Origin of the sequence: Burkholderia sp. Bp9142 (assembly GCF_003853415.1) — a bacterium.
Classification (GTDB): Bacteria; Pseudomonadota; Gammaproteobacteria; order Burkholderiales; family Burkholderiaceae; genus Burkholderia.
On sequence record NZ_QTPP01000015.1, the window covers coordinates 89503 to 109572 of the forward strand.

General features: G+C 60.4%; 18 protein-coding genes. 11 read left to right on the plus strand and 7 right to left on the minus strand.

Features of this window, described 5'->3' with window-relative positions; genetic code table 11:
- Positions 1-38: 38 nt before the first annotated feature.
- Positions 39-1004 (minus strand): PDR/VanB family oxidoreductase, encoded by a 966-nt coding sequence (locus DIE22_RS18570; protein WP_124605779.1) that lies wholly within the window; start codon positions 1002-1004, stop codon positions 39-41.
- A gap of 809 nt (positions 1005-1813) precedes the next feature.
- Here DIE22_RS18570 and DIE22_RS18575 point away from each other — a divergent pair.
- The 4 genes from DIE22_RS18575 (at position 1814) to DIE22_RS18590 (ending at position 6433) form a co-directional block, all read left to right on the plus strand.
- On the plus strand, positions 1814-2854 hold the full coding sequence (locus DIE22_RS18575) for an aromatic ring-hydroxylating dioxygenase subunit alpha (RefSeq protein WP_124605843.1): 1041 nt from the start codon (positions 1814-1816) through the stop codon (positions 2852-2854).
- 26 nt (positions 2855-2880) lie between these two features.
- On the plus strand, positions 2881-4017 hold the full coding sequence (locus tag DIE22_RS18580) for an aromatic ring-hydroxylating dioxygenase subunit alpha (protein ID WP_260426717.1): 1137 nt from the start codon (positions 2881-2883) through the stop codon (positions 4015-4017).
- Between the two features lie 304 nt (positions 4018-4321).
- Positions 4322-5200 (plus strand): S-formylglutathione hydrolase, encoded by an 879-nt coding sequence (gene fghA / locus DIE22_RS18585; RefSeq protein ID WP_124605780.1) that lies wholly within the window; start codon positions 4322-4324, stop codon positions 5198-5200.
- A gap of 147 nt (positions 5201-5347) precedes the next feature.
- Positions 5348-6433, plus strand: a complete 1086-nt coding sequence (locus tag DIE22_RS18590) for a porin (RefSeq protein ID WP_124605781.1) — start codon at positions 5348-5350, stop codon at positions 6431-6433.
- Positions 6434-6500: 67 nt separating this feature from the next.
- On the opposite strand, the gene DIE22_RS18595 is transcribed toward DIE22_RS18590, so the two are convergent.
- Positions 6501-7439, minus strand: a complete 939-nt coding sequence (locus DIE22_RS18595; protein ID WP_185640647.1) for a LysR family transcriptional regulator — start codon at positions 7437-7439, stop codon at positions 6501-6503.
- A 100-nt stretch (positions 7440-7539) separates the two neighbouring features.
- On the opposite strand from DIE22_RS18595, the gene DIE22_RS18600 reads away from it, so the two are divergent.
- Positions 7540-8592, plus strand: coding sequence for an aromatic ring-hydroxylating dioxygenase subunit alpha (locus DIE22_RS18600; RefSeq protein WP_124605782.1), 1053 nt, complete (start codon positions 7540-7542; stop codon positions 8590-8592).
- A 137-nt stretch (positions 8593-8729) separates the two neighbouring features.
- Here the strand turns inward: DIE22_RS18600 and DIE22_RS18605 are convergent, their stop codons facing one another.
- Positions 8730-9410, minus strand: a complete 681-nt coding sequence (locus DIE22_RS18605) for a FadR/GntR family transcriptional regulator (protein ID WP_124605783.1) — start codon at positions 9408-9410, stop codon at positions 8730-8732.
- A 327-nt stretch (positions 9411-9737) separates the two neighbouring features.
- Between DIE22_RS18605 and DIE22_RS18610 the strand changes: the two genes are divergently transcribed.
- From DIE22_RS18610 to DIE22_RS18630, 5 genes are all read left to right on the plus strand, one after another.
- A complete protein-coding gene (locus DIE22_RS18610) occupies positions 9738-10316 on the plus strand; it encodes a YceI family protein (RefSeq protein WP_124605784.1) in 579 nt (192 codons plus the stop codon).
- 138 nt (positions 10317-10454) lie between these two features.
- Positions 10455-11459, plus strand: coding sequence for an ornithine cyclodeaminase family protein (locus DIE22_RS18615; RefSeq protein ID WP_124605785.1), 1005 nt, complete (start codon positions 10455-10457; stop codon positions 11457-11459).
- A gap of 53 nt (positions 11460-11512) precedes the next feature.
- Positions 11513-12523, plus strand: coding sequence for a dihydrodipicolinate synthase family protein (locus tag DIE22_RS18620; RefSeq protein ID WP_124605786.1), 1011 nt, complete (start codon positions 11513-11515; stop codon positions 12521-12523).
- Positions 12524-12533: 10 nt separating this feature from the next.
- Positions 12534-14003, plus strand: coding sequence for an NAD-dependent succinate-semialdehyde dehydrogenase (locus DIE22_RS18625; RefSeq protein ID WP_124605787.1), 1470 nt, complete (start codon positions 12534-12536; stop codon positions 14001-14003).
- Between the two features lie 202 nt (positions 14004-14205).
- Positions 14206-14901 carry a TetR/AcrR family transcriptional regulator gene (locus tag DIE22_RS18630; protein ID WP_124605788.1) on the plus strand — a complete coding sequence of 232 codons (696 nt, stop codon included), beginning with the start codon at positions 14206-14208 and terminating at the stop codon, positions 14899-14901.
- Positions 14902-15046: 145 nt separating this feature from the next.
- Here the strand turns inward: DIE22_RS18630 and DIE22_RS18635 are convergent, their stop codons facing one another.
- Together DIE22_RS18635 and DIE22_RS18640 are read right to left on the minus strand one after the other, a co-directional pair.
- On the minus strand, positions 15047-16168 hold the full coding sequence (locus DIE22_RS18635; RefSeq protein WP_185640648.1) for an aromatic ring-hydroxylating dioxygenase subunit alpha: 1122 nt from the start codon (positions 16166-16168) through the stop codon (positions 15047-15049).
- A gap of 73 nt (positions 16169-16241) precedes the next feature.
- Positions 16242-17414: an MFS transporter gene (locus DIE22_RS18640; RefSeq protein WP_260426718.1), complete on the minus strand. Its 1173-nt coding sequence runs from the start codon at positions 17412-17414 to the stop codon at positions 16242-16244.
- 409 nt (positions 17415-17823) lie between these two features.
- Between DIE22_RS18640 and DIE22_RS18645 the strand changes: the two genes are divergently transcribed.
- Positions 17824-18429, plus strand: a complete 606-nt coding sequence (locus DIE22_RS18645; protein WP_124605789.1) for a TetR/AcrR family transcriptional regulator — start codon at positions 17824-17826, stop codon at positions 18427-18429.
- Between the two features lie 53 nt (positions 18430-18482).
- On the opposite strand, the gene DIE22_RS18650 is transcribed toward DIE22_RS18645, so the two are convergent.
- A complete protein-coding gene (locus DIE22_RS18650) occupies positions 18483-19412 on the minus strand; it encodes a 3-keto-5-aminohexanoate cleavage protein (protein WP_124605790.1) in 930 nt (309 codons plus the stop codon).
- Positions 19409-19969, minus strand: coding sequence for a cupin domain-containing protein (locus tag DIE22_RS18655; RefSeq protein ID WP_260426719.1), 561 nt, complete (start codon positions 19967-19969; stop codon positions 19409-19411). The genes DIE22_RS18650 and DIE22_RS18655 overlap by 4 nt, the downstream gene beginning before the upstream one ends.
- Between the last annotated feature and the right edge of the window lie 101 nt (positions 19970-20070).

Consider the following 20070-nt stretch of genomic DNA (forward strand, 5'->3'; position numbering starts at 1 on the left):
CAGAGATTGCTAGCCTGTTTCGCCTGACCGCGACTGTTTCACAAGTCCAGGACGAGTCGCGAGCTTTTTGCTCGGGAGCAGCACGGCGTAAACTGGTCGCAAGCGGCCTGTTCTTCGGCGGTAAGAAACATGTCCCGATGTTCGGGGGTACCTTCCAGTACTCGGGTGAGGCACGCGCCGCAGACACCCTGCTCGCAAGACGTGGGCACCTTGATGCCGTTGGCCGAGAGCGCGGAAATCACGGTCTGATCAGCCCCTACACGGATGACCGCCCCAGTGGAGGCGATCTGCACCTCGAAGCTGCCGTCTCCGGCCGTATTGATCGGAGCTGCTGCGAAGTACTCTCGATGCAGATGCTCCTCTGGCCAACCGGACGATCTGGCGGTGTCGAGCACCCACGACATGAAGCCTGTCGGTCCGCATACATAGAGCGCGCCGCTGGAATTGCGCTTGGCGAGCAAGGTAGGAAGATCCAGTTTTCGTGACGGGGGACTATCGTCGTAGTGAATGTGCACACGGTCGGAAAACGGAGCCGAGCGAATGCGATCGACGAATGCAGTGCGCTCCGCAGATCGCGTGCAATAGTGCAGTTCGAATGACCGGTCCTGGCTTGTCAGTTGCTCAGCCATGCACAGCAACGGTGTAATGCCGATGCCTCCGGCAAGCAGCACACTATGATGCGTATTGTCGACAAGAGGAAAATGGTTCTTCGGGGCGCTGACGGTAATGGTTTGCCCAACGTGGAGCGAATGCATAGCCGCGGAGCCGCCCCGTGAATTCGCGTCCAGAAGCACCGCGATCTGGTACCGGTGCGTCTCCGTCGGGTTATTGCACAACGAATATTGACGCACGAGTCCATTGGGCAAGTGAACATCGATGTGCGCGCCTGCGGAGAACCGGGGGAGCGCATCACCGTCCAGCGAACCCAGCTCGAAGCTGCAGATGTCGCGAGCTTCCGTCACCTTGGCGACGATTCGCACTTGACGACGTGTCACTGCATCCATATCAACGCTCCTGATTGTTTGCCCAACCCTCAGCGACCGATGGGTTGGTGTTCTTGAAAAATGTGCGCTGGTTCGGGTTCCAGCGATACCTGCCTGTCATCACTCACACGCCACCTTTGTCCTCCGGACAGAGCGAATTTGCGTGTCCGAATTTTGTCGCGACAAATAGTGGGGGTCCCGAAAAATAATAGAAACGACCCGTATCGAATTGTAATGATGCCGCCGGGCAAAGGCATCGGGATTTACCCTTTGCCGTGGGGCACCGAATGGTCTATGTGACATATGACTGCCGATGGACCAGGGCAGGCATGTTGCTCACAGCCACGGGGGTTTCGCGAGGTCAAGGCCATTTAGGATCCGTCGGTCGGAATGATTCGAGGACGTCGCGAATACCGCTGAACTTGAGCGCGCGATCGATATCACACTTGCCCGGGGAAAATCGTTGGGCTAAAGTGAAACGAGACGAATCGTTTCGGTAGTTGATTCGTTTCACCTGATGACCACGGCCCTTTCAAGGATCGATCGTTGCCCGGCGGCGCAGCATCGCTCAGTTCCGACACCGATTTGTCGGTTCGATGTTCGCGAGGGGAGTGACGGTGATGGGGGGGGCGTGTCGCCGACGGCCGAATGATCAAATGGCCGGTTCGGGTGGAGCGGTCGCTATAGATGAATTGTCGAGGAAAAGCGGATCGCGCCATAGCGATGACGTAGGCGAGCTAAGCCAGCATGCGGTTGTCTTGGCTGATGTCTTGCGCCGCGGCACCATCAGAAAAAATTCTTTCAACAAGGAGTGAGACATCGTGGCAACCATGAATGTTGCGGAAAGCATCACCGAAACGCGTAACTACCCCTACAACTGCTGGTGGGTTGCTGCATTCGGGAGTGAAGTAGGGCGCTCGCTGCTGGGGCGCTGGTTGCTCGATACGCCTGTGGTGCTTTTCCGGCGGGAGGACGGCAAGGTTGCGGCGCTTGAAGATCGCTGCCCTCATCGCCAGGCACCATTGTCGCTTGGTCGCCTTCATGGCGACACTGTGGAATGCGGCTATCACGGATTCTGTTTTGATTCCACGGGGAGCTGTGTGCGCGTACCGTCTGCAGACGCTGCCCCCACGTTTTCTGCGCGACACTATCCGGTGAAGGAGGTAGGCCCTTTTGTATGGATTTATCTCGGTGATCCGTCGATGGTCGATTCGGTGCCCCCGCCGCCGGAGCTGAACTGGTTGTCCGACTCATCCTTTGCCACTCGATCGGGCGGGATGGAGATCGCGGCAAACTACATGCTTCTCAAAGAAAACGTTCTGGATTTGACGCACTTCGGATATGTCCATGCGTCGACATTTCAGATCGAGGACTGGACCAATCCGCCTGAGGTAAGCGGCGACGGTGAAACCGTCGGATATTGCCAACGTTTCTTGAACAAACCTCTCGCTCCCGGCTACGCAATGTCCCTAGGCGTTCCGCCCGGTACGCCATGGCACCGTGAGCACCGCGGATCGTTCCTTTCACCCGCGCTGCAGGAAGGATGCGTGGACTTCCAGGACCCCTCCAATCCGGAACGCGCGCCGTCCTGCTTCCGCGTTGCACATGCTACGACACCGATTGATCAGACCCACATGCTGTACTTCTGGGTCGTCGGTCGGGACTTTGCCACCGCACCAGAGGCAATGGAGCATCTGGTCGGCGCGATTCGAAAAGGGTTCGACGAAGACCGCGTCGTGCTCGAAGCGATCCAGGCTCAGGCAAGCCGTAGCCCGCGGCGCGTAAGCGCCGGCGAGCGTAGCGTGAAAGCCGACGCAGCTGGCATCCAGGCACGCCGCATCGTTGCTCGCTGGATGGATCGCGAAGCATAGGAGTTACATCGGCAGAGTTGAATCTGATGGAATACAAATACGAGGAAAACCGCCGTCATCAGCAATACGTCCTGACGGAACAAGGAGACAACCACGTGAAGTATCTGCTCAACACATGGTACATGGCTGGCTGGGGTAGTGAGCTTGTGCAGGGTGAGTTATTGACGAGAAAGCTTCTCGATCAACAGATCGTGATGTTCCGTGATTCCGACAATCTGGCTCACGCACTACAGGACCGCTGTCCGCATCGGTTTGCGCCCTTATCCTGCGGGCGACTTTTGGCGGAAAAGGGTGTTGTGCAATGCGGGTATCACGGGCTGCAGTTTGATGGTTCTGGGAAGTGCGTCACGAATCCGCATGGAGACGGAAAAATCCCGGCTGCGGCTCAGGTGCGTTCGTATCCGCTGGTTGAGCGGTTCAGCGTGATGTGGATCTGGATGGGGGAACCAGAACGTGCCGATCCATCGACTATTCCGGACTTTGCTTGCATGGATCCCCAGAACTGGTACGTTGGCAAAGGTTACTTGCGTCCCCGTGCCAATTACCTGCTCGAAGTCGAGAATATTTTGGATCTTTCGCATATCGAGTTTCTTCATCCCGGACTTTTGGGCAGCGAATCGGTAAGGCGCGCTCGTACGGAGGTACGTCAAGATGGAAACCATGTCTGGTCGCTTCGTTTGATGGAAAACGAGGTTCTGCCCGATGCAGCCTGCGAGCAATTCGGCGTGCCACTCGGGATGCGCGTAGATCGCTGGCTCGATGTCCGTTGGGATGCGCCGTCCAATCTTCTCCTGCTCGGGGGCGCGACGCCAACTGGGTGTCCGCGCAGTGAGGCGGTAGGGATTTCGTTCACCAACCCTCATCTATTTACGCCTGAAACAAAGGATACTTCGCACTACTGGTTCTCAATGTGTCTTCCAAAATCGAACGGCCCTCAGGCCGAAGAGGTTGCCGAAAGGATCGTAGAAACATTCGCCAGCACTTTTGATCGGGAAGATACCCCGATGCTTGAGAGGCAGCAGGAGTCAATCGGAGAACGGGACTTCTGGTCCCTCAAGCCGGTATTGCTGCCGGGGGACGCGGCCGGCGTGCGTGTCAGAAGGACGCTGGATGGTCTGATTCGATCCGAGCAGGTGATGAGCGAGGTAAAGGAAACAGTCTGACATTTGCATAAATTAAATAGAAGTACGAAATAAAAAATTGTTTGATTGATGCTATGCGCACACTGACGATCACGCAGTGTGCGCCGTTTTCTCGCAGCGCGAGGACAAATGAAGTAACGGATGGCGTCGTCACTCTCGATAGAGAGACTTCAAGTTGACCATCTAGGAAGCGGATCGCGAAGTCAGGATTCATTTGGTCGGATGACGAGCGCGCCGGAATTCGGTCAGGTCAATGAAGGGCGCGCTCTCACGAGATGTGGGGAGCTGATCCGTTCGGTTGTCCATTGACAGGAGGTAGAAAGTATTGAATCTGATCGAAGAGCATGCCTGCTACGGCGGTGTGCAACGCATCTACAGACACGACTCGGCAACCATTGGCCTGCCGATGCGCTTTTCAGTATATTTGCCGCCCCAGGCGCGTATGCGGAAGGTTCCGGGACTATTCTTTCTCGCGGGTCTGACCTGCACCGAAGAGACGTTTCCAATCAAGGCGGGGGCACAGCGTTTCGCTGCGCTTCATGGTATTGCGCTGATCTCACCGGACACAAGTCCACGCGACGCGGGCGTACCCGGAGAGGATGATGTGTGGGATTTCGGTGTCGGCGCCGGCTTCTATGTCGATGCCATGCGCGAGCCTTGGTCGAAACACTGGCGCATGTATTCGTATGTGCGAGACGAACTGCGCGCAATAGTTATGAATCATCTGCCCGTTGACGGCGGGCGCCTCGGCATCTTCGGTCACTCGATGGGCGGACACGGGGCATTGGTTCTTGCTCTTCGCAATCCACAGATTTTCCGCTCTGTGTCCGCGTTCGCGCCGATTGCGGCGCCGATGCGTTGTCCGTGGGGCGAGAAGGCTTTTAGTGGTTATCTTGGCAACGATCGCGAAGCGTGGAAGCAGTACGACGCAAGCGAGCTGATAGGACACGTCGCGAATCGGTTCGACGATGGGATTCTAATCGATCAGGGGCTCGGGGATCAGTTCTTGCCGAACCAGCTCAACCCCGAGGTGTTCGAGGCAGGATGCAGGGCGGCGGGCCAGATGCTCATGATGCGTCGGCACGTGGACTATGACCACGGTTACTTCTTCATCCAGAGCTTTATCGGAGATCACATCGAACACCACGCTCGCATCCTTCTGTCATTTGACAGAAGTAATCGTGATGGAGATCGTATCAAATAAGCAGTCTGTCGTTTCGGTGATATAGAGGGAAATGGTTCGTTGAATCTTGTCATGGATTTTTATGAGAGGCTGTATATGAATTTTATGTAATTTAATTTGCATTCCATATTAACTGAAAAACACAAAAGACAATCATAGGAGACGATTATGTATCGGAGGTGCTTTATCGGATCGGCGATCGGTGTGACGTCGAGCCTGTTGTTTTCGGTAGCGGCTCACGCGCAAAGCAGCGTCACATTGTATGGCATCGTGGATGCTGGTGTCCTCTACTTGAGTAAGACGCAGAATCTCGCCACGGGAGGGAATAGCGGCAAGTTTGTCGGTTTGCAAAATGCCGGAATTGCTCCATCGATGTTCGGGTTGAGAGGCACGGAGGACCTTGGAGGAGGGTTGAAGGCCGAATTCAATCTCGAAAGCGGCATTGATCTCACCAATGGTGGATTCAACAACTCGAATGGTAATCTCTTTGGTCGTGAAGCATGGGTCGGATTGAAGGGGGGATTCGGGGAGGTGAAGGCGGGGCTTCAATTTTCACCCTTCTTCCTGTCAGTATGGAATCTTGATCCCCGTTTTTTCTCAGAATTCGGCAGTATCTTGGCGATATACGGAAACACCATTGGTGCGACGGGATCGTTTAATCCGAACGCAATTTCGTACACTTCTCCCGTGCTCGCGGGACTGCAGGCGAGTGCGATGTTTTCATTCGGTGGTGTGCCGGGGAATTTTCAGTCCGGCCGTCAATACTCGGCTAGTCTCAAGTACGAATGGAATGACCTGACGCTCAATGCTGCCTACTACGACGGTAACGCAGGGGGGACGGTAAGCACCCTTCCTCCGACGAATGTTCCATTTGAGGGGCGCTTCCTCGGCGCGGCCTACAAGTTCGGTCGGGTGACAGCGAAGGCGTCGTTCATGAGTTTGAGAGTGAGCGGCGGGCCGAGCAACAATACCTACGGTGGCGGTCTCAATTTTCAAGCGTTGCCACAACTGGACTTGAACGGTGGTATCTGGTACGTCAGCAATCGCAATGACACGTCGAGCCACTCGCTGATGGGCGCATTGGGGGCCACGTATTTCATGTCGAAGGCGACCTCGCTGTACGCACAAGTCGGCGTCGTCAACAATCACGGCAAGGCGAATCTTGGCTTGACCCCCGCAGTCGGGGCGACTTCGCTCTTTGCGCCAACCGGGACCACAACGGGGGTCGCTATCGGGATGATGCATATGTTCTGATCTCGTATGCCCATGGCCAGTCGTTCTTTGCTTAGGGTTGGCTGGTCATGGGGAGACGTGAAGTGGATCACGGGCCGTCATAGATCTCTGGGTAGCGGTCGAACGTCTGCTTGATGAGGCGACGTAGCCACATGTTGGCCGAATCGTCGTGGAAACGCGGATGCCAATGCTGGCGTAGCGCGAATGGCGGCAACGGCACGGGGGGAGGGACGATCCGCACCGTGCCGAGCTTCGCAAAGACGTTCGCAAGCTCCAGCGGTACAGTCGCGATCAGGTCCGGCTGCGCGTTGATCAGGTGCGGTACGACCAGAAAGTGGGGCGTTGTCAGAAAGACATTCCGCTTGATCCCCCATTCCTCGAACGCACTATCGTAAGCGGCGCTTGCGCGGCCCGTCAGCGAAACGACGATCTGCGGTGCGCGCTCGAACTGCGCGCGGCTGATCGTTCTGCCGATGGCCTTGTTGTGCACGCTGACCATCGTGACGAACGTGTGCAGAAACAGTTGCTGCTGGTACAGGCCGTCAGGCGCGGCGTGCACGGAGCCGAGCGCTAGATCGGCGTCGCCTGCGGCAAGCGTGGTCTCGATGTCCTCTAGCGGCACCTGCACCGAACGTACCGAACAGTAGGGTGCGACTTCCCGCAGGCGCCGCACAAGAGGCGGCAGGAAGACGAGTTCCCCCATGTCCGTCATGCATATCACGAACATGCGTCGTGCCGTCGCGGGATCGAAGCTCGTCTGGGAAAGAACCCGCTCCCTCAATGCCGTCATCAGCTCCGTGATCGTCGCGCCCAGTTGCGTGGCCTTTTGCGTGGGCTCCATGCCCGCAGGCGTCTTGACGAACAGCGGATCTTCGAAAAACGTCCTCAGACGATTGAGTGCATGACTCATGGCGCCCTGGGAGAGACCGACTTCCGCCGCCGCGCGCGTGACACTTCGCTCGCGAAGCATCGCATCGAACAGCACCAGCAAATTCAGGTCGAGATCACGTATATGTGCGGCATGCATAGATTGAATTAATCCCATTAGATTGCTGCATCACGGATCCGATTCTATCGTTATGGCGCGACGTGCAAAAGCATGTCCTACGACAAACAGGAGACGAGCGATGTTCATCCGAAATACATGGTACGTGGCCGCGTGGTCACACGAGGTGGAGGGCGACAAGCTGTTTTCCCGCACCATCATCAATACGCCAGTGATGCTCTACCGCAAGGAGTCCGGCGAGGTGATCGCACTCGCGGACCGCTGCTGTCATCGTGGTGCGCCGCTGTCGCACGGCCAACGCGAAGGCGACTGCGTACGGTGCATGTATCACGGACTGAAATTCGACAGTCAGGGCACATGTGTCGAGGCGCCGGCACAGGAGCGAATCCCGCCGCACGCGAAGGTGAGGCAGTTCCCGGTGGTGGAGCAGCACCGCTGGATCTGGATCTGGATGGGCGAGCCCGAGCTGGCCGATCCGTCGACTATTCCCGACACCCATTGGGTCGACGATCCGCAGTGGCGTTCGCTGCCCGGCTACATCCATTACGACGTCAACTATCTGCTGATCTGCGATAATCTGCTGGACTTTTCGCATCTGCCCTATGTCCATCCCACGACGCTGGGCGGCGGAGAAGATTACGCGACGGTGCGACCGAAAGTGGAGCGGATTAAGGATGGAGTACGCATTACGCGGTGGACGCTGAACACCGAGCCGCCGCCGTTCGTGAAAGCGGTGCGTGACTGGCCGGGCAAGGTCGATCGCTGGAACATCTATGACTTCACGATTCCCGCGATCCTGCGCATGGATTCGGGCATGGCGCCGGTGGGGACCGGTGCGCCGGAGGGAACCCGTGTGGACGCGGCGGAATTCCACGGTTGCCAGGCGCTGACGCCGGAGACGGCGGGTTCGACACACTACTTCTTCGCGCATCCCCACAATTTCTCGCTTGACAAGCCAGAGGTGACGCGCTCGATCCATCAGTCGGTGGTGGATGCATTCGATGAGGATCGCGAAATGATCAGTGCGCAACACCGCAATCTTGCGCTCGATCCCGGCTTCGAGATGATGCCCTTTGGCATCGATGCCGCACTGTCGCAGTTCCGCTGGGCCGTGAACCAGCGACTCGAAGAAGAGCGCTTGGCCGCTGTGCAAAAGAGCGGGACGACGGCGTAGTGGGTCGAGTACGGTGGCCTCGTCGAGTGATCGTGCCGGAGCCACCGGAAACGGCAGGCCGGCTCCGGGAAGTACGCCATCCCGGCGGAGCGATTTCCATCGCGATGGGCAAGTCATGCCACCGGTCGAAGCGAGCACTAGCGCAAGCCGAACAGCCTGGTTCTCACCGAGCGAAGATGTTCGCGCATCAATTGTTCCGCGCGCGTCGGATTGTGCGTCCGGATCGCGTCGACGAGCTGCCGATGCTCGTCGTCGGTATCGTGTCGAGGGCCCGTCTGCGAAGAGAAGACCTCTTCCATGCGTGCATCCAGATTGAGGTGCACCTGCACCCGCATCGTGTCATACAGCATCAGCAGCAGCGCGTTATGCGTCGATTGCGCGATGAGCCTGTGCAGGTGCTCGTCCAGACGTTTCCACGGCATGAACGGCGTAGTTTCCGCCATGTCGGCTAGGCACTGCGTCATCGCGGCGACGTCGGTGGCTGTGGCGTGTACTGCCGCCTGCGCGGCGAGCTGGGGCTCCAGCACCAGTCGCGCATCCATGATGTCGTCGACGCTGATGGATGAAGACCAGGTCTCGTCGTCGGGCTTGACCTGCTTCGGGCCGACGAACGTGCCCTTGCCGACATGTCGCCAGATGACACCCTCGTCCTCGAGCCTTTTCAGCACCGTGCGCAGCCTTCCGCGCGAAACGCCCAATGCTTCGCTGAGCTTCGGTTCCGGGGGCAGGCGCAGGTCGCCGCTCGTAGCGACATGGCCCTCGATGTACTCGCGCAGCCGCAGCACATCGTCATCGATCAAGTTCGTTTGTACAGACATATTCTCGGCCTCCCGCGCGGAGAGGCTCTTTGGTCCACTGATGGCTATCGAGTTGTGCATATACCGCAGCCCCGTTCCTGCGAATCGGCAGGAGATGGAGCGAGGTCCATGTCAGAAGATTGATGTGTGATTGAACTCATCAATCGACGGCACATTATGCCTGATTGGCCTTCCGGCCGCTATTGAACCCTAGGGTATACGCGAAAAACACGAATCAAGATACATAATGATGCGTCGTAATCATTGCATTGATGCTCACTCGCGGTTAGCATGACGTCAAGATGAATAGCCATGAATAGCCCGGTGTGACTGGGTTGGAGACGCCGCATGTTGAACTTCCTGCTGCCGTTGCTGCGCAACGCCGCCGCCGTCGTCGAGCCGGACTCGGTGGCGCGCCCGGCATGGTCATTCGAGGCCGCGCATACCCACATCGGCTTCTCGGTTCGCCATCTCGGGCTCACGCGTACGCCGGGGATATTCAGGCGCTTCGATGCGCAACTGGCGTTCGACGACGAGTGCATCGAGGCATCGCGGGTGTCGTTCGAAATCGATGCAGCGTCCATCGACACGGCTTTCGACCTGCGCGACGAACACTTGCGCGGTACTGACTGGCTGCACGTTCACGCACATCCGAAGATCGTCTTCGTCTCCCGTTCGGTGCGACTGTTCGACGGCCGCCAGTACGCGATCGACGGCGACCTCACGATCCGTGGCATCACGCTGCCGGCCTTGTTCGACGCGACGCTGATCGATCGCGCGGTGAATCCGTGGACGCGTCATCCCGTGGTCGGATTCGAAGCGACGGCGAACATCAGTCGCAGCGCTTACGGCATGGACGCGATACCGCACGCGCTGTCGGACAACGTGCGCCTGAAGATCGCGACTGAAATCACACGGGAGCCGTGATCCACGTGCCGCCGGACGCTCCCATGAAATGTAGCGACTCCGCGGCCCGGTACCCGTCTATCGCTCTCGAGCCTGTCGCGCATCGATCATCTGCCGCGCGGCTGGCCGAGCCCTTCAAGCCAACTTCCGGTTCTGCATATGACTATTTCTTCGTTTGCACCCGTGTTCGTGTCCAGCGAGGCGGCCCGCTCCGTTTTCGTCTGGAAGGACGCGATCCATGCCCTTCAGGCGGCCTACGCCCAATCCATTCCGCCCCGGAGCACGCCGCCGCGGACGGTCGCAGTCGCCGGCAAGACGTGGCTGCGCACGCTGCCGGCCGTTCCCGTGGGGAGCCGCTACTACGGGGCCAAGGTCATGGGGATGGCGATGGGTTCCGCTTCGCCCGGTGTCGAATACGTGATCGTGCTGTTCGACAAGGAAACGAGCCGCATCGCGGCGTTCGTCGACGGCAACCTCGTCACGGGTTTTCGCACGGCAGCCACTTCCGCAGCGGCGCTCGACCGGCTTGCGCCTGCGAAAGCCGCACGTCTGGCTGTACTCGGCAGTGGCCTCGAAGCGTCGATGCACACCCGCGCGATTGCCGCGGTGCGGGACCTGACCGAGGTCGTCGTGTTCAGTCCGACACCCGAACGCAGGGCGGCATTCGCGCAAGCCGTGACGCGTGACCTGGGCGTGCCCGCGCGTGGCGTGGCATCCGCGCAGGAAGCGGTCGAGGCCGCGGATCTCGTGCTGGCAGCAGCCCGTTCGCGCGATGAGCAGCCGATCCTGTTCGGCGACTGGTTGCAGCCTGGCGCGACCGTCGTCTCCATCGGCTCCACGATTCCCGAGCAGCGCGAGATCGACGTGTCGGTCGTCGCGCGCAGCGACATCATTGTGTGCGACATGCTGGAAGAAGTGCTGGAGGAGACCGGCGACATGCTCGCTGCGCACAAAGGGGGCGTCGCGTTTCACGATAAGTCGTTCAGTCTCGGGGATCTGCTCGCGGGCGCGCTCGACGACCGTCTGAAAGATGCACGGACCCGAATGTACAAATCGGTCGGAGGCGGCCTGCAGGACATCGTGGTTGCCGGGCTGATCCTCGACAAGGCGATCGAGGCCGGACTCGCCACGACGTTGCCGATCGAATTCGAAACCAAGCGCTAGGCGCGCGCGTCGACGCGACACCCAATATCCCCGCAGACTACAAGGAGCACTGCATGGCCCGCTACACCAAAAAAGAAGCACGTGAATGGGCGCGTGAGCATCTCGTTGGCGTTGCCAGCGTGACCCTTCCGACGATGACGTCGGACTTCAAGCGCATCAACGAAAAGGCTGTACGCCACGATGTCGAGCTGGCCATCCAGCACGGATTTGTCGGCTCGCTGTCGTGTTCGGAGGTCGCCATCACGTTGGAACAGTACGGTGAGTTCTGCGACATCATGGCCGACCAGGCGTCAGGCCGGCTAGTGGTCGTCCATCACGCGGTATTCAATACGCTCGAGGACAACATCGAGGCAATTCGTCGTGTCGAGGCAGCGGGCGCCGACCTGGTGTTGCTGGGCTACCCGCCGTACTTCTATCCGAAATCGTACGACGAAGTATTCGAATACACGCGGAAGATCTGCGAGGCAACCAACCTCGGCGTGATCATTTTTCCGCTGCCTGCGTGGGGCTTCTCGCGTCTGCATCCGGCCGACATCCCGGTGCCCGTGCTGCGCCGTATGGTGGACGAAATCCCCAACGTCGTCGCGATCAAGGCCGAAGGCGGGTATCCAAACTTCATGTCCGCCATCGAGGTACATCGCGAGTTCCACAAAGAGGTGGTGATCTCCTCGCCGCTCGAGCACGAGTTCGTGCCGCTTGCCCAGGTGATGGACATCCCGTTCTGCGGCACGAACTACACGGCCTATTACGGACCCGTCATGCCGAAGATCTTCAAGCTTATCCAGGCGGGGGAATTCGACGAGGCCACCCAACTCTGGTACAAGATCGATCCCGCGCGTAAGGCGTTCGCCAGCCTGCCGATGGCGCCGAATGGCCTGCTCAACCGTATGGCGTGGAAATACCAAGGGTGGCTGCAAGGATACAACGGCGGGCCGTTGCCGCACCCGACGCAGCGCATCTACCAGCGAGATATGGCATCGCTGCGCAAGGGCCAGGAAGTGGCCGGCCTGAACCCGACGAGCGATCCGGACGAAGCTTTCTTCGTCGGCCGCAACCCTGCCTGAAGGAGGCTTCATGAACGAACCTGTCAAGCTTCCGCTGAAAGACGCCGGCCTGTTGCGCCAGGCGATGCTGATCGATGGCGAATGGGTGCAGGCCGACAGTGGCCAGACCCTGGAGGTGCGCAATCCTGCGACCGGCGAACTGGTCGCATACGTTCCCAATGGCGGCGCGGCCGAGACACGTCGAGCCATTGCCGCGGCCGAACGGGCGACGCAGGGCTGGCGCAAGACGCTCGCGAAGGATCGCGCGAAGGTGTTGCGTACCTTGTATGACCTGATGCTGGCCAACGTCGACGACCTGGCGCTCATCATGACAGCCGAGCAGGGCAAGCCGCTGGTCGAGTCGCGCGGTGAGATCCTGTACGCCGCGGGCTTCATCGAGTGGTTCTCGGAAGAAGCGAAGCGCGTCTACGGCGACATCATTCCGCAGAACGTCGACGGCCGGCGGATTCTGGCACAGAAGGCCCCGATCGGCGTTTTCGCGGCGATCACGCCGTGGAATTTTCCGTCGGCCATGATCACGCGCAAGGCGGGCCCGGGGTGGGCCGTCGGCTGCGCCGGCGTGATCAAGCCGGCCAGCCAGACGCCGCTTTCCGCGCTGGCGCTGGCGGTGCTGGCGGAGCGCGCCGGCTTGCCGTCGGGCGTGTGCAATGTCGTCACCGGGTCGGCTCGCGCAATTGGCGGCGAACTGACGTCGAACCCGGTGATCCGCAAGGTTTCGTTCACGGGCTCGACCGAGGTCGGGGCGCAACTGCTGGCCCAATGCGCGCCGACCATCAAGAAGACGAGCATGGAGCTCGGCGGCAACGCACCGCTGATCGTCTTCGACGATGCCGACCTCGATGCCGCGGTGAAGGGCGCCCTTGCCGCAAAGTATCGCAATGCCGGTCAGGCTTGTGTCGCGGCGAACCGGATCCTGGTGCAATCCGGCGTGTACGATGTTTTCGCCGCGAAGCTCGCCGCGGCTTCTGTCGAACTGAAGGTTGGCAACGGCATGGAGGCGGGCGTGGTTCAAGGGCCGCTCATCAATGAGGACGCCGTCCGGAAGGTCGAAGAGCATATCTGCGATGCGCTGTCGAAGGGGGCTCGCGTGCTGGCGGGCGGTAAGCGTCACGCGCTGGGCGGATTCTTCTTCGAGCCGACCGTGCTGGCCGACGTGCCGACTAACGCGTTGATCTTCCATGATGAGACCTTCGGCCCGATCGCGCCGCTGTTCCGGTTCGAAACGGAAGAAGAAGCGATCGCGCTCGCAAACGACACGCCGTTCGGCCTGGCCTCGTACGTGTTCGCGCGCGATGTGGGCCGAATCTTCCGCGTAGTCGATCAGCTCGAATTCGGCATGGTCGGTGTCAATGAAGGGCTGATCTCGACCGAAGTGGCGCCGTTCGGCGGCGTCAAAGCGTCCGGGCTGGGGCGAGAGGGGTCGAAGTATGGGGTCGACGACTACCTCGAGATCAAGTACGTGGCCCTGGGCGGCCTTTGAGTGACGCGTTCGGTGCTGGCTTGGCGTCGGCGTCGATTGTGCGCTAGGAGTTGACCATCCGGGCAAGAAACGGGGCGGCCGTCGCCGAGCGACGGTCGCCCCGTTCCATTACGACCGGTTTTCGTCGCGGGCGCGAATTAAGGTACGAGCTGTCTTATAATTGGGCGATACCGTTCGCGGCACACGTCAACACGGGACGCCAATGAAGACCAATACCCAGCTTTCCGTTCCCGCACCAACTGTCGAGCGCGGTGTGGGCAGGCCACGCAGCGAGGAAACCCGCACGCAGATTCTCGCGGCGACGGTCCGTCTGCTCCAGAACAACACCATTCAGTCGATTTCCATTGAATCGATCGCCAGGGAGGCTGGCGTCGGAAAGGCGACCATCTACCGCTGGTGGGACTCCAAGGCGCTGGTCGTGATCGATGCATTCATGGAGCATCACATCGTCAAGACCCCGATGCCGCATGACCTGCCACCCGGTGAAGCGATCGCCGCGCATCTGATGTCGCTGATTCGCGAGTATTCGGGATGGTCCGGCCGGATCGTCGCGCAGATCATCGCCGAAGGGCAGGCCGATCCCGCCGTGCTGCGCGAATTCCGCGAGCGGTTCCACTATGGGCGGCGAGCGCTCGTGAGGGAAATGCTCGAGGCATGGCGCAGTTCGTCGCGCATTCCGGCGCCGCCCAATATCGAGACCCTCGCCGAGTTGTTGTATGCGCCGGTCTACATGCGTCTGCTGGTTGGCAACGGCCCGCTCGACGAGCATTTCGCGCGCGAGCACATCAGCTATGTCTACACGTTGCTGGGCGCCGAAGTGCCGGAAATGCTCAATCCCGGCACGCGTCAGAAGAAGCAAAAGCCTGCGGCAAAAAGAGCGCCGGCCAGCACACGTTGACGGTAAGAAAAAGCGCGTCGACGAGTCGCGCATGATTGTGACAGACGGAGCCGTCGATTCGCAGGAAGGGCCGCGAAGGCACAAGGCCGGTGGCTTCGCCTCTCACGGGTTTATGCATGCGCTCCGGACGATTTTTCCCAGCGGTTTATCCGGACTGCTGAAGGAGGCGCGGGCGGCCGATTGAACCCGCGGCCGCCGCTTGTCCTCGGCGCTTCAGATATTTGCGCATTTCGATCGACGCACGGTCGCTTGCAACCGAAATCTCGAAGAACGGGGCGGCGGCGTTGCGAAGCGTGTCCTCGAGCAGTTCGAGCGCCTGCATGTCTTCCCTGAATGCGGTGAAGAGCCGCTCATGCATGCGTTGCGTCATTGCCGCGTCGTCGAGCCCGAAGTCCCGACAGTGGACGATGAAGTAGTGTGTCGATGCGTGGCTTTCCGGCGTGGGCAAGTGCAGCGTCCTGATCGTGAAAAGCGTCCGCTCCGCGGCAGGCAGGGTGCTTTCGTAGAACGTGACCTGCACCTCGTGCAGACCCGGCGATACGAATGTCGAAGTCGCGATGCGCGCTGCCGTGGAACTGGAGATTCCGGTCGGTTCTGCCCAGACCGGCGGCAATGTTGTCGGAACGACATGACGTCTGACCGCGTAGCGGCCTTCGTCGACAGACGCCTCGAACGGCGCCTTGGCGTAGTCCGGCGTTCCGAAGCTCTTCGCATGTACGTAGGTGAGATGCGTCAGATCGAGGAGATTCTCGTGCAGGCTCACATAGTTGCCGTTCAGGCGCAGATAGCCCTCCGACAGTGCCCATCGGGAAAGATCGAGCGATCCCTCGCTCGGCGGCTCGGTTCGCGGTTCGGCGCTCGGGTCCATGTAGATCCAGACCAACGGGCCGATTTCCCGTACCGGATAGCGATGTACGCCAAGCCCGCGAGGGCAGCGTTCCTGTGACGGCACCTCGACGAGGTCACCCTTTGCGTCGTAGCGAAAGCCGTGGTATCCGCAGATGACCGTATCGTCATCGAGGGTGCCCGCGGACAGCGGATACGAGCGATGGACGCAACGGTCGTCGAGTGCGACGACCTGTCCTTCCAGCGTCCGGTAGAGGACGACCTGCTTGCCCAGCAGCGTGCGGGGCAGCAGTGCCCGGCCGATTTCCGAAGATTGTGCGGCCACGTACCACTCATCGAACACGAATGGCGTATCGCGGTCCGCCATATTGCCGGCGCTCGCTTGAGCGGCAGAAATCACTGCTTCGGTGGGTCTTGTCATCGTCTTTCCCTCATCGTGCGAAACGTGGCGTAAGAAAAAGGTGGCGCGATTCGCATCCGTTGGCAGATTCCTGTTACCGCGGCGCCGCGGTAGCGGGAGCGAGCGCTGGTTCGGTTCGGCGGTTCGCTTGCCAGAAGCAGAGTGTGCTGATGCCTGCGGCGACGACGATGGTCCACCCGATGCTGCCGTATCCGAAATGGTCCGCCACGGTGCCGCCGAGAATCGGGCCGATGGCCGATCCCGTCATGGCCATGACGGGGGTGGCGGCGACGGCTCTCGTCGACGGGTCGTTTCGCGCAAGGAACGCGAAGATGAACGTATGCGTGAAGATCATCACGGTGGGGAAGATCACACCGGCAAACGCGTAAGCGCCAAACAAGGTCGACCGGGCGAGCGTGAAGCCTAGGACGGCTTGCAGCACCGGACCGGCGATCATTACGGCGCGGCTCGACACCTTGCGCTCGAGCAGCGCGGCGAGCAACCCGGGCAACATGTTCACGAGGCCGATACCGAGCAGCACGTTCATGATCTGGCCGGTGCCGAAGCCGTGCGCGAGACCGATCGGCTCGAGGAAGCTCAGCATCATCGAGTGACTGACGGTGAGCAGGCTGGTCCCCACCATCGCAAACCATACGCGTCGGGACAGCTTAGGAAGCGCGCGCGGCGCGCTGTCGGGCGAGGCTGCTGCCCGGCGCTCCGGAAAACCAGCGAGCGCGGCAAGCGCGGCCGTGAGCATGATGGCGCCGAGAACGACGAACGCCACTTGCCCCCCGAACGCCGCGATCGCGTGCGGCACCGCGCCGAGGAATCCCAGCGACAGCAGGCTGAGCACGGTGAAGCCGGTCGCGATCAGGCGGTGCGGATTGGGGCTCGCGCCAATCGCGGAATGGGTGAGCGACAGGCCGCAGCCAACCGCAAGACCACCGGCGACATGCAGTGCCAGAAGCGTCGCATAGTCCCGCGTCAGTGCCATCGCGAAGAATGCGGCCGCTGTGACGGCGAAGCCGGCGGGCACGGCGATCGTGCCGCGGACGCGGTCGATTCGCGGCGCGATCGACAGGCTGCTTGCGACCACCGCGCCGAGGAAGGCGGTGGCGAGTGCGCCGGCCCGTTGCGGATCGAGTCCGTCATGTCGGATCAGGACGATCCCTACCCACACCGGTAATGCAACGACATCGATCATGCCGGCACAGTGGCCTAGCACAAGCGATATCCGGCTTTTCAACCCGTCAATGGATCTGCTCATCATGTCTCCGGAGGGGCGGCCCCCTTAGTTTATATACGAAACGGAGTGTTTCGTTTGTGATATGGTAACCGTGATGCCGTTCGACGATATTGGGTCAAACCCGTGGCGTGGTTCGGCGGTTGGCTGCTGAAACATGAGTAGAAGATGCAGGACATTCGTCATGTATTCGGGGCTCGTATTGATCGTAAGATCAGGAATCAGTGCCCACTGGTATCGCGATAATTCAGATACGGTGTGTATTACAATTTGTGTTGCCGGCGATGTTATCCGCTGCAGGGTAGCTTCGCGACGTGGCGTGACGAGCGCCGTTCACCATTCAATCGTCTAGCTGATGAAAACAGATATCCAAGGTGCCGCCGCGGTGGTACTTCCTCGAGGGGTCGGCCGACCCCGCAGTGAGGGCACGCGCATGCAGATTCTCGCGGCAACCGCTCGCCTGCTCGAGACCCGTACGGTCCAGTCGATTTCGATCGAGGCCATCGCCAGGGAGGCGGGTGTCGGAAAGGCGACGATCTACCGTTGGTGGGACTCCAAGGCGCTCGTGGTGATTGATGCCTTCATGGAGCACCACATAGTCAAGACGCCGATGCCGCGTAACCTGCCTCCTGGCAAGGCGATCGCAACGCATCTGGTGTCGCTGATCCACGAATATGCGGGGTGGTCGGGGCGCATCGTTGCGCAGATCATCGCTGAGGGGCAGGCCGATCCCGCCGTGCTCAGGGTCTTTCGGGAACGGTTCCATTACGGCCGACGCGCGCTTGTCCGCGAAATGCTGGAGGAGTGGCGCATTGCCGAGCGCATCCGTGCGCCTGAGAACGTGGAGATACTGGCCGAACTGCTGTACGCGCCGGTCTATATGCGATTGATGACGGGCGTCGGCGCACTGGATGATCGATTCGCGCAGGAACACATCGACTACACCTATGCGCTCCTCGGCGCAGACGTCCCGAACGTCGCGGAACTGGAGGTCGTCAGGCGCGGTGCGCCTCTGGTCAGGACGGCTGCCGCACGCTGACGCGCGGCAGCCGTTTCGCACCGGCGGGTGTCGGGCGCGAACGACGTCATCGCCTAGAAGTTCACCTGATCGGCGCCTTTCAGATCGAGAATCCGGCGTGCCTCGTCCGGAGAGGCGATCTCGATTCCCAGTTCCTCGAGAATCCGGCGGATTTTTCGGACCTGGTCCGCGTTGCTTTGTGCGAGCTGACCGCGGCCGATGTAAAGGCTGTCCTCCAGGCCGACGCGAACGTTGCCACCCATCAGGCTTGCCATCGTTGCAAGCGGCATCTGGTGTTTGCCCGCCGCGAGCACCGACCAATGATAGTCATTGCCAAACAGTCGGTCGGCCGTTCGCTTCTGGTGGAGCAGGTCTTCGACGTGCGCACCCATCGCGCCACGCAGCCCGAATACGGTCTGCACGAATAGCGGCGGCTTGACGAGCCCCTTTTCTAGGAAATACTGAAGCGTGTACAGGTGGCTGACGTCGTAGCATTCGAATTCGAAGCGCGTACCGCCGAGCCTGCCGACGTTTTCCAGGATCCATTCGATGTCGTCGTAGGTATTGCGGAAGATCAGCCCCCGAGTGCCCTTCAGGAACGGCACTTCCCAATCATGCTTCCAGTCCCGCTGTCGCTCGGCCATCTCGGCCAGCACCAGATTGATGGACCCCATGTTGAGCGAGCACATTTCGGGCTTCAGGGCCCGACCCGCCGCTGCGCGATCCTCGATCGACATGTGCGGACCGCCGCCGCCCGTCGAGATGTTGATGATCGCGTCGGTCGCCGATTTGATCGGGCTCACGAAACGCCTGAAGATCTCCGGGTCGCCGGTGGGGCGGCCATCCTCGGGATTGCGCGCATGAAGATGAACGATGGCGGCGCCGGCTTCAACGGCTGCGATCGACTCGGCCGCGATCTGCTCTGGCGTAACGGGCAGAAACTCGGACATCGACGGGGTATGGGCGCCGCCCGTCACGGCACACGTAATGATTGCCTTGCTCACAGCGGCTCTCCGTCAACGAGGTCGAGCAGCACGAACGCCATGCGGCACGCCTTGCCCGACCGGTTTGCCCAGCTATGGTTGGTGGCGCGCTGGATCAGCACGTCGCCGGCGCGCATGAGCTTCTCGCCTTCATCGAGCAGCGCCCAGATTTCCCCATCCAGGACGAACGCGTAGTCGAGCGATTCGGTTTTGTGGAACCAGAAATGCCGGGGATTGCTTTTGTCCCGCACGCCGTTGGCGTCGAGAAACTGTTGCAGCGTCGCCTCGTCGTAGGTTTCGTCGGGCGGAAAGTCGACGATCCGCAGCAGCGAGCCGCCGCGCGAATGGAACTCGAATGCGTGGCCGGCCGGCGCGGGCTCTGCACCGGGTGCGCGGGCTTCCCCGGTCGCCCACAGAACATGCGCGACCGGCAGGCCCGCGCGCGCCGTCCTGTTCGGGGCCGGCCCATCCGATACAAAGTACGACTTCCCGTCGGCGTTGGTGTCCGTGATGAGTCGACGCACGGGCCGATAACCGTTTCCTTCCACGGGCTGCGCGCTGTCCCTGTCTACCGTCATGTCCATTTTTCCTCAATTAACGAGTCGAATCGTTTCGTATCGTTAACCGTTGGGGTTTCAGTGTCAATAGGGAAATGACAGGTCAATGAATTTGTATCTCG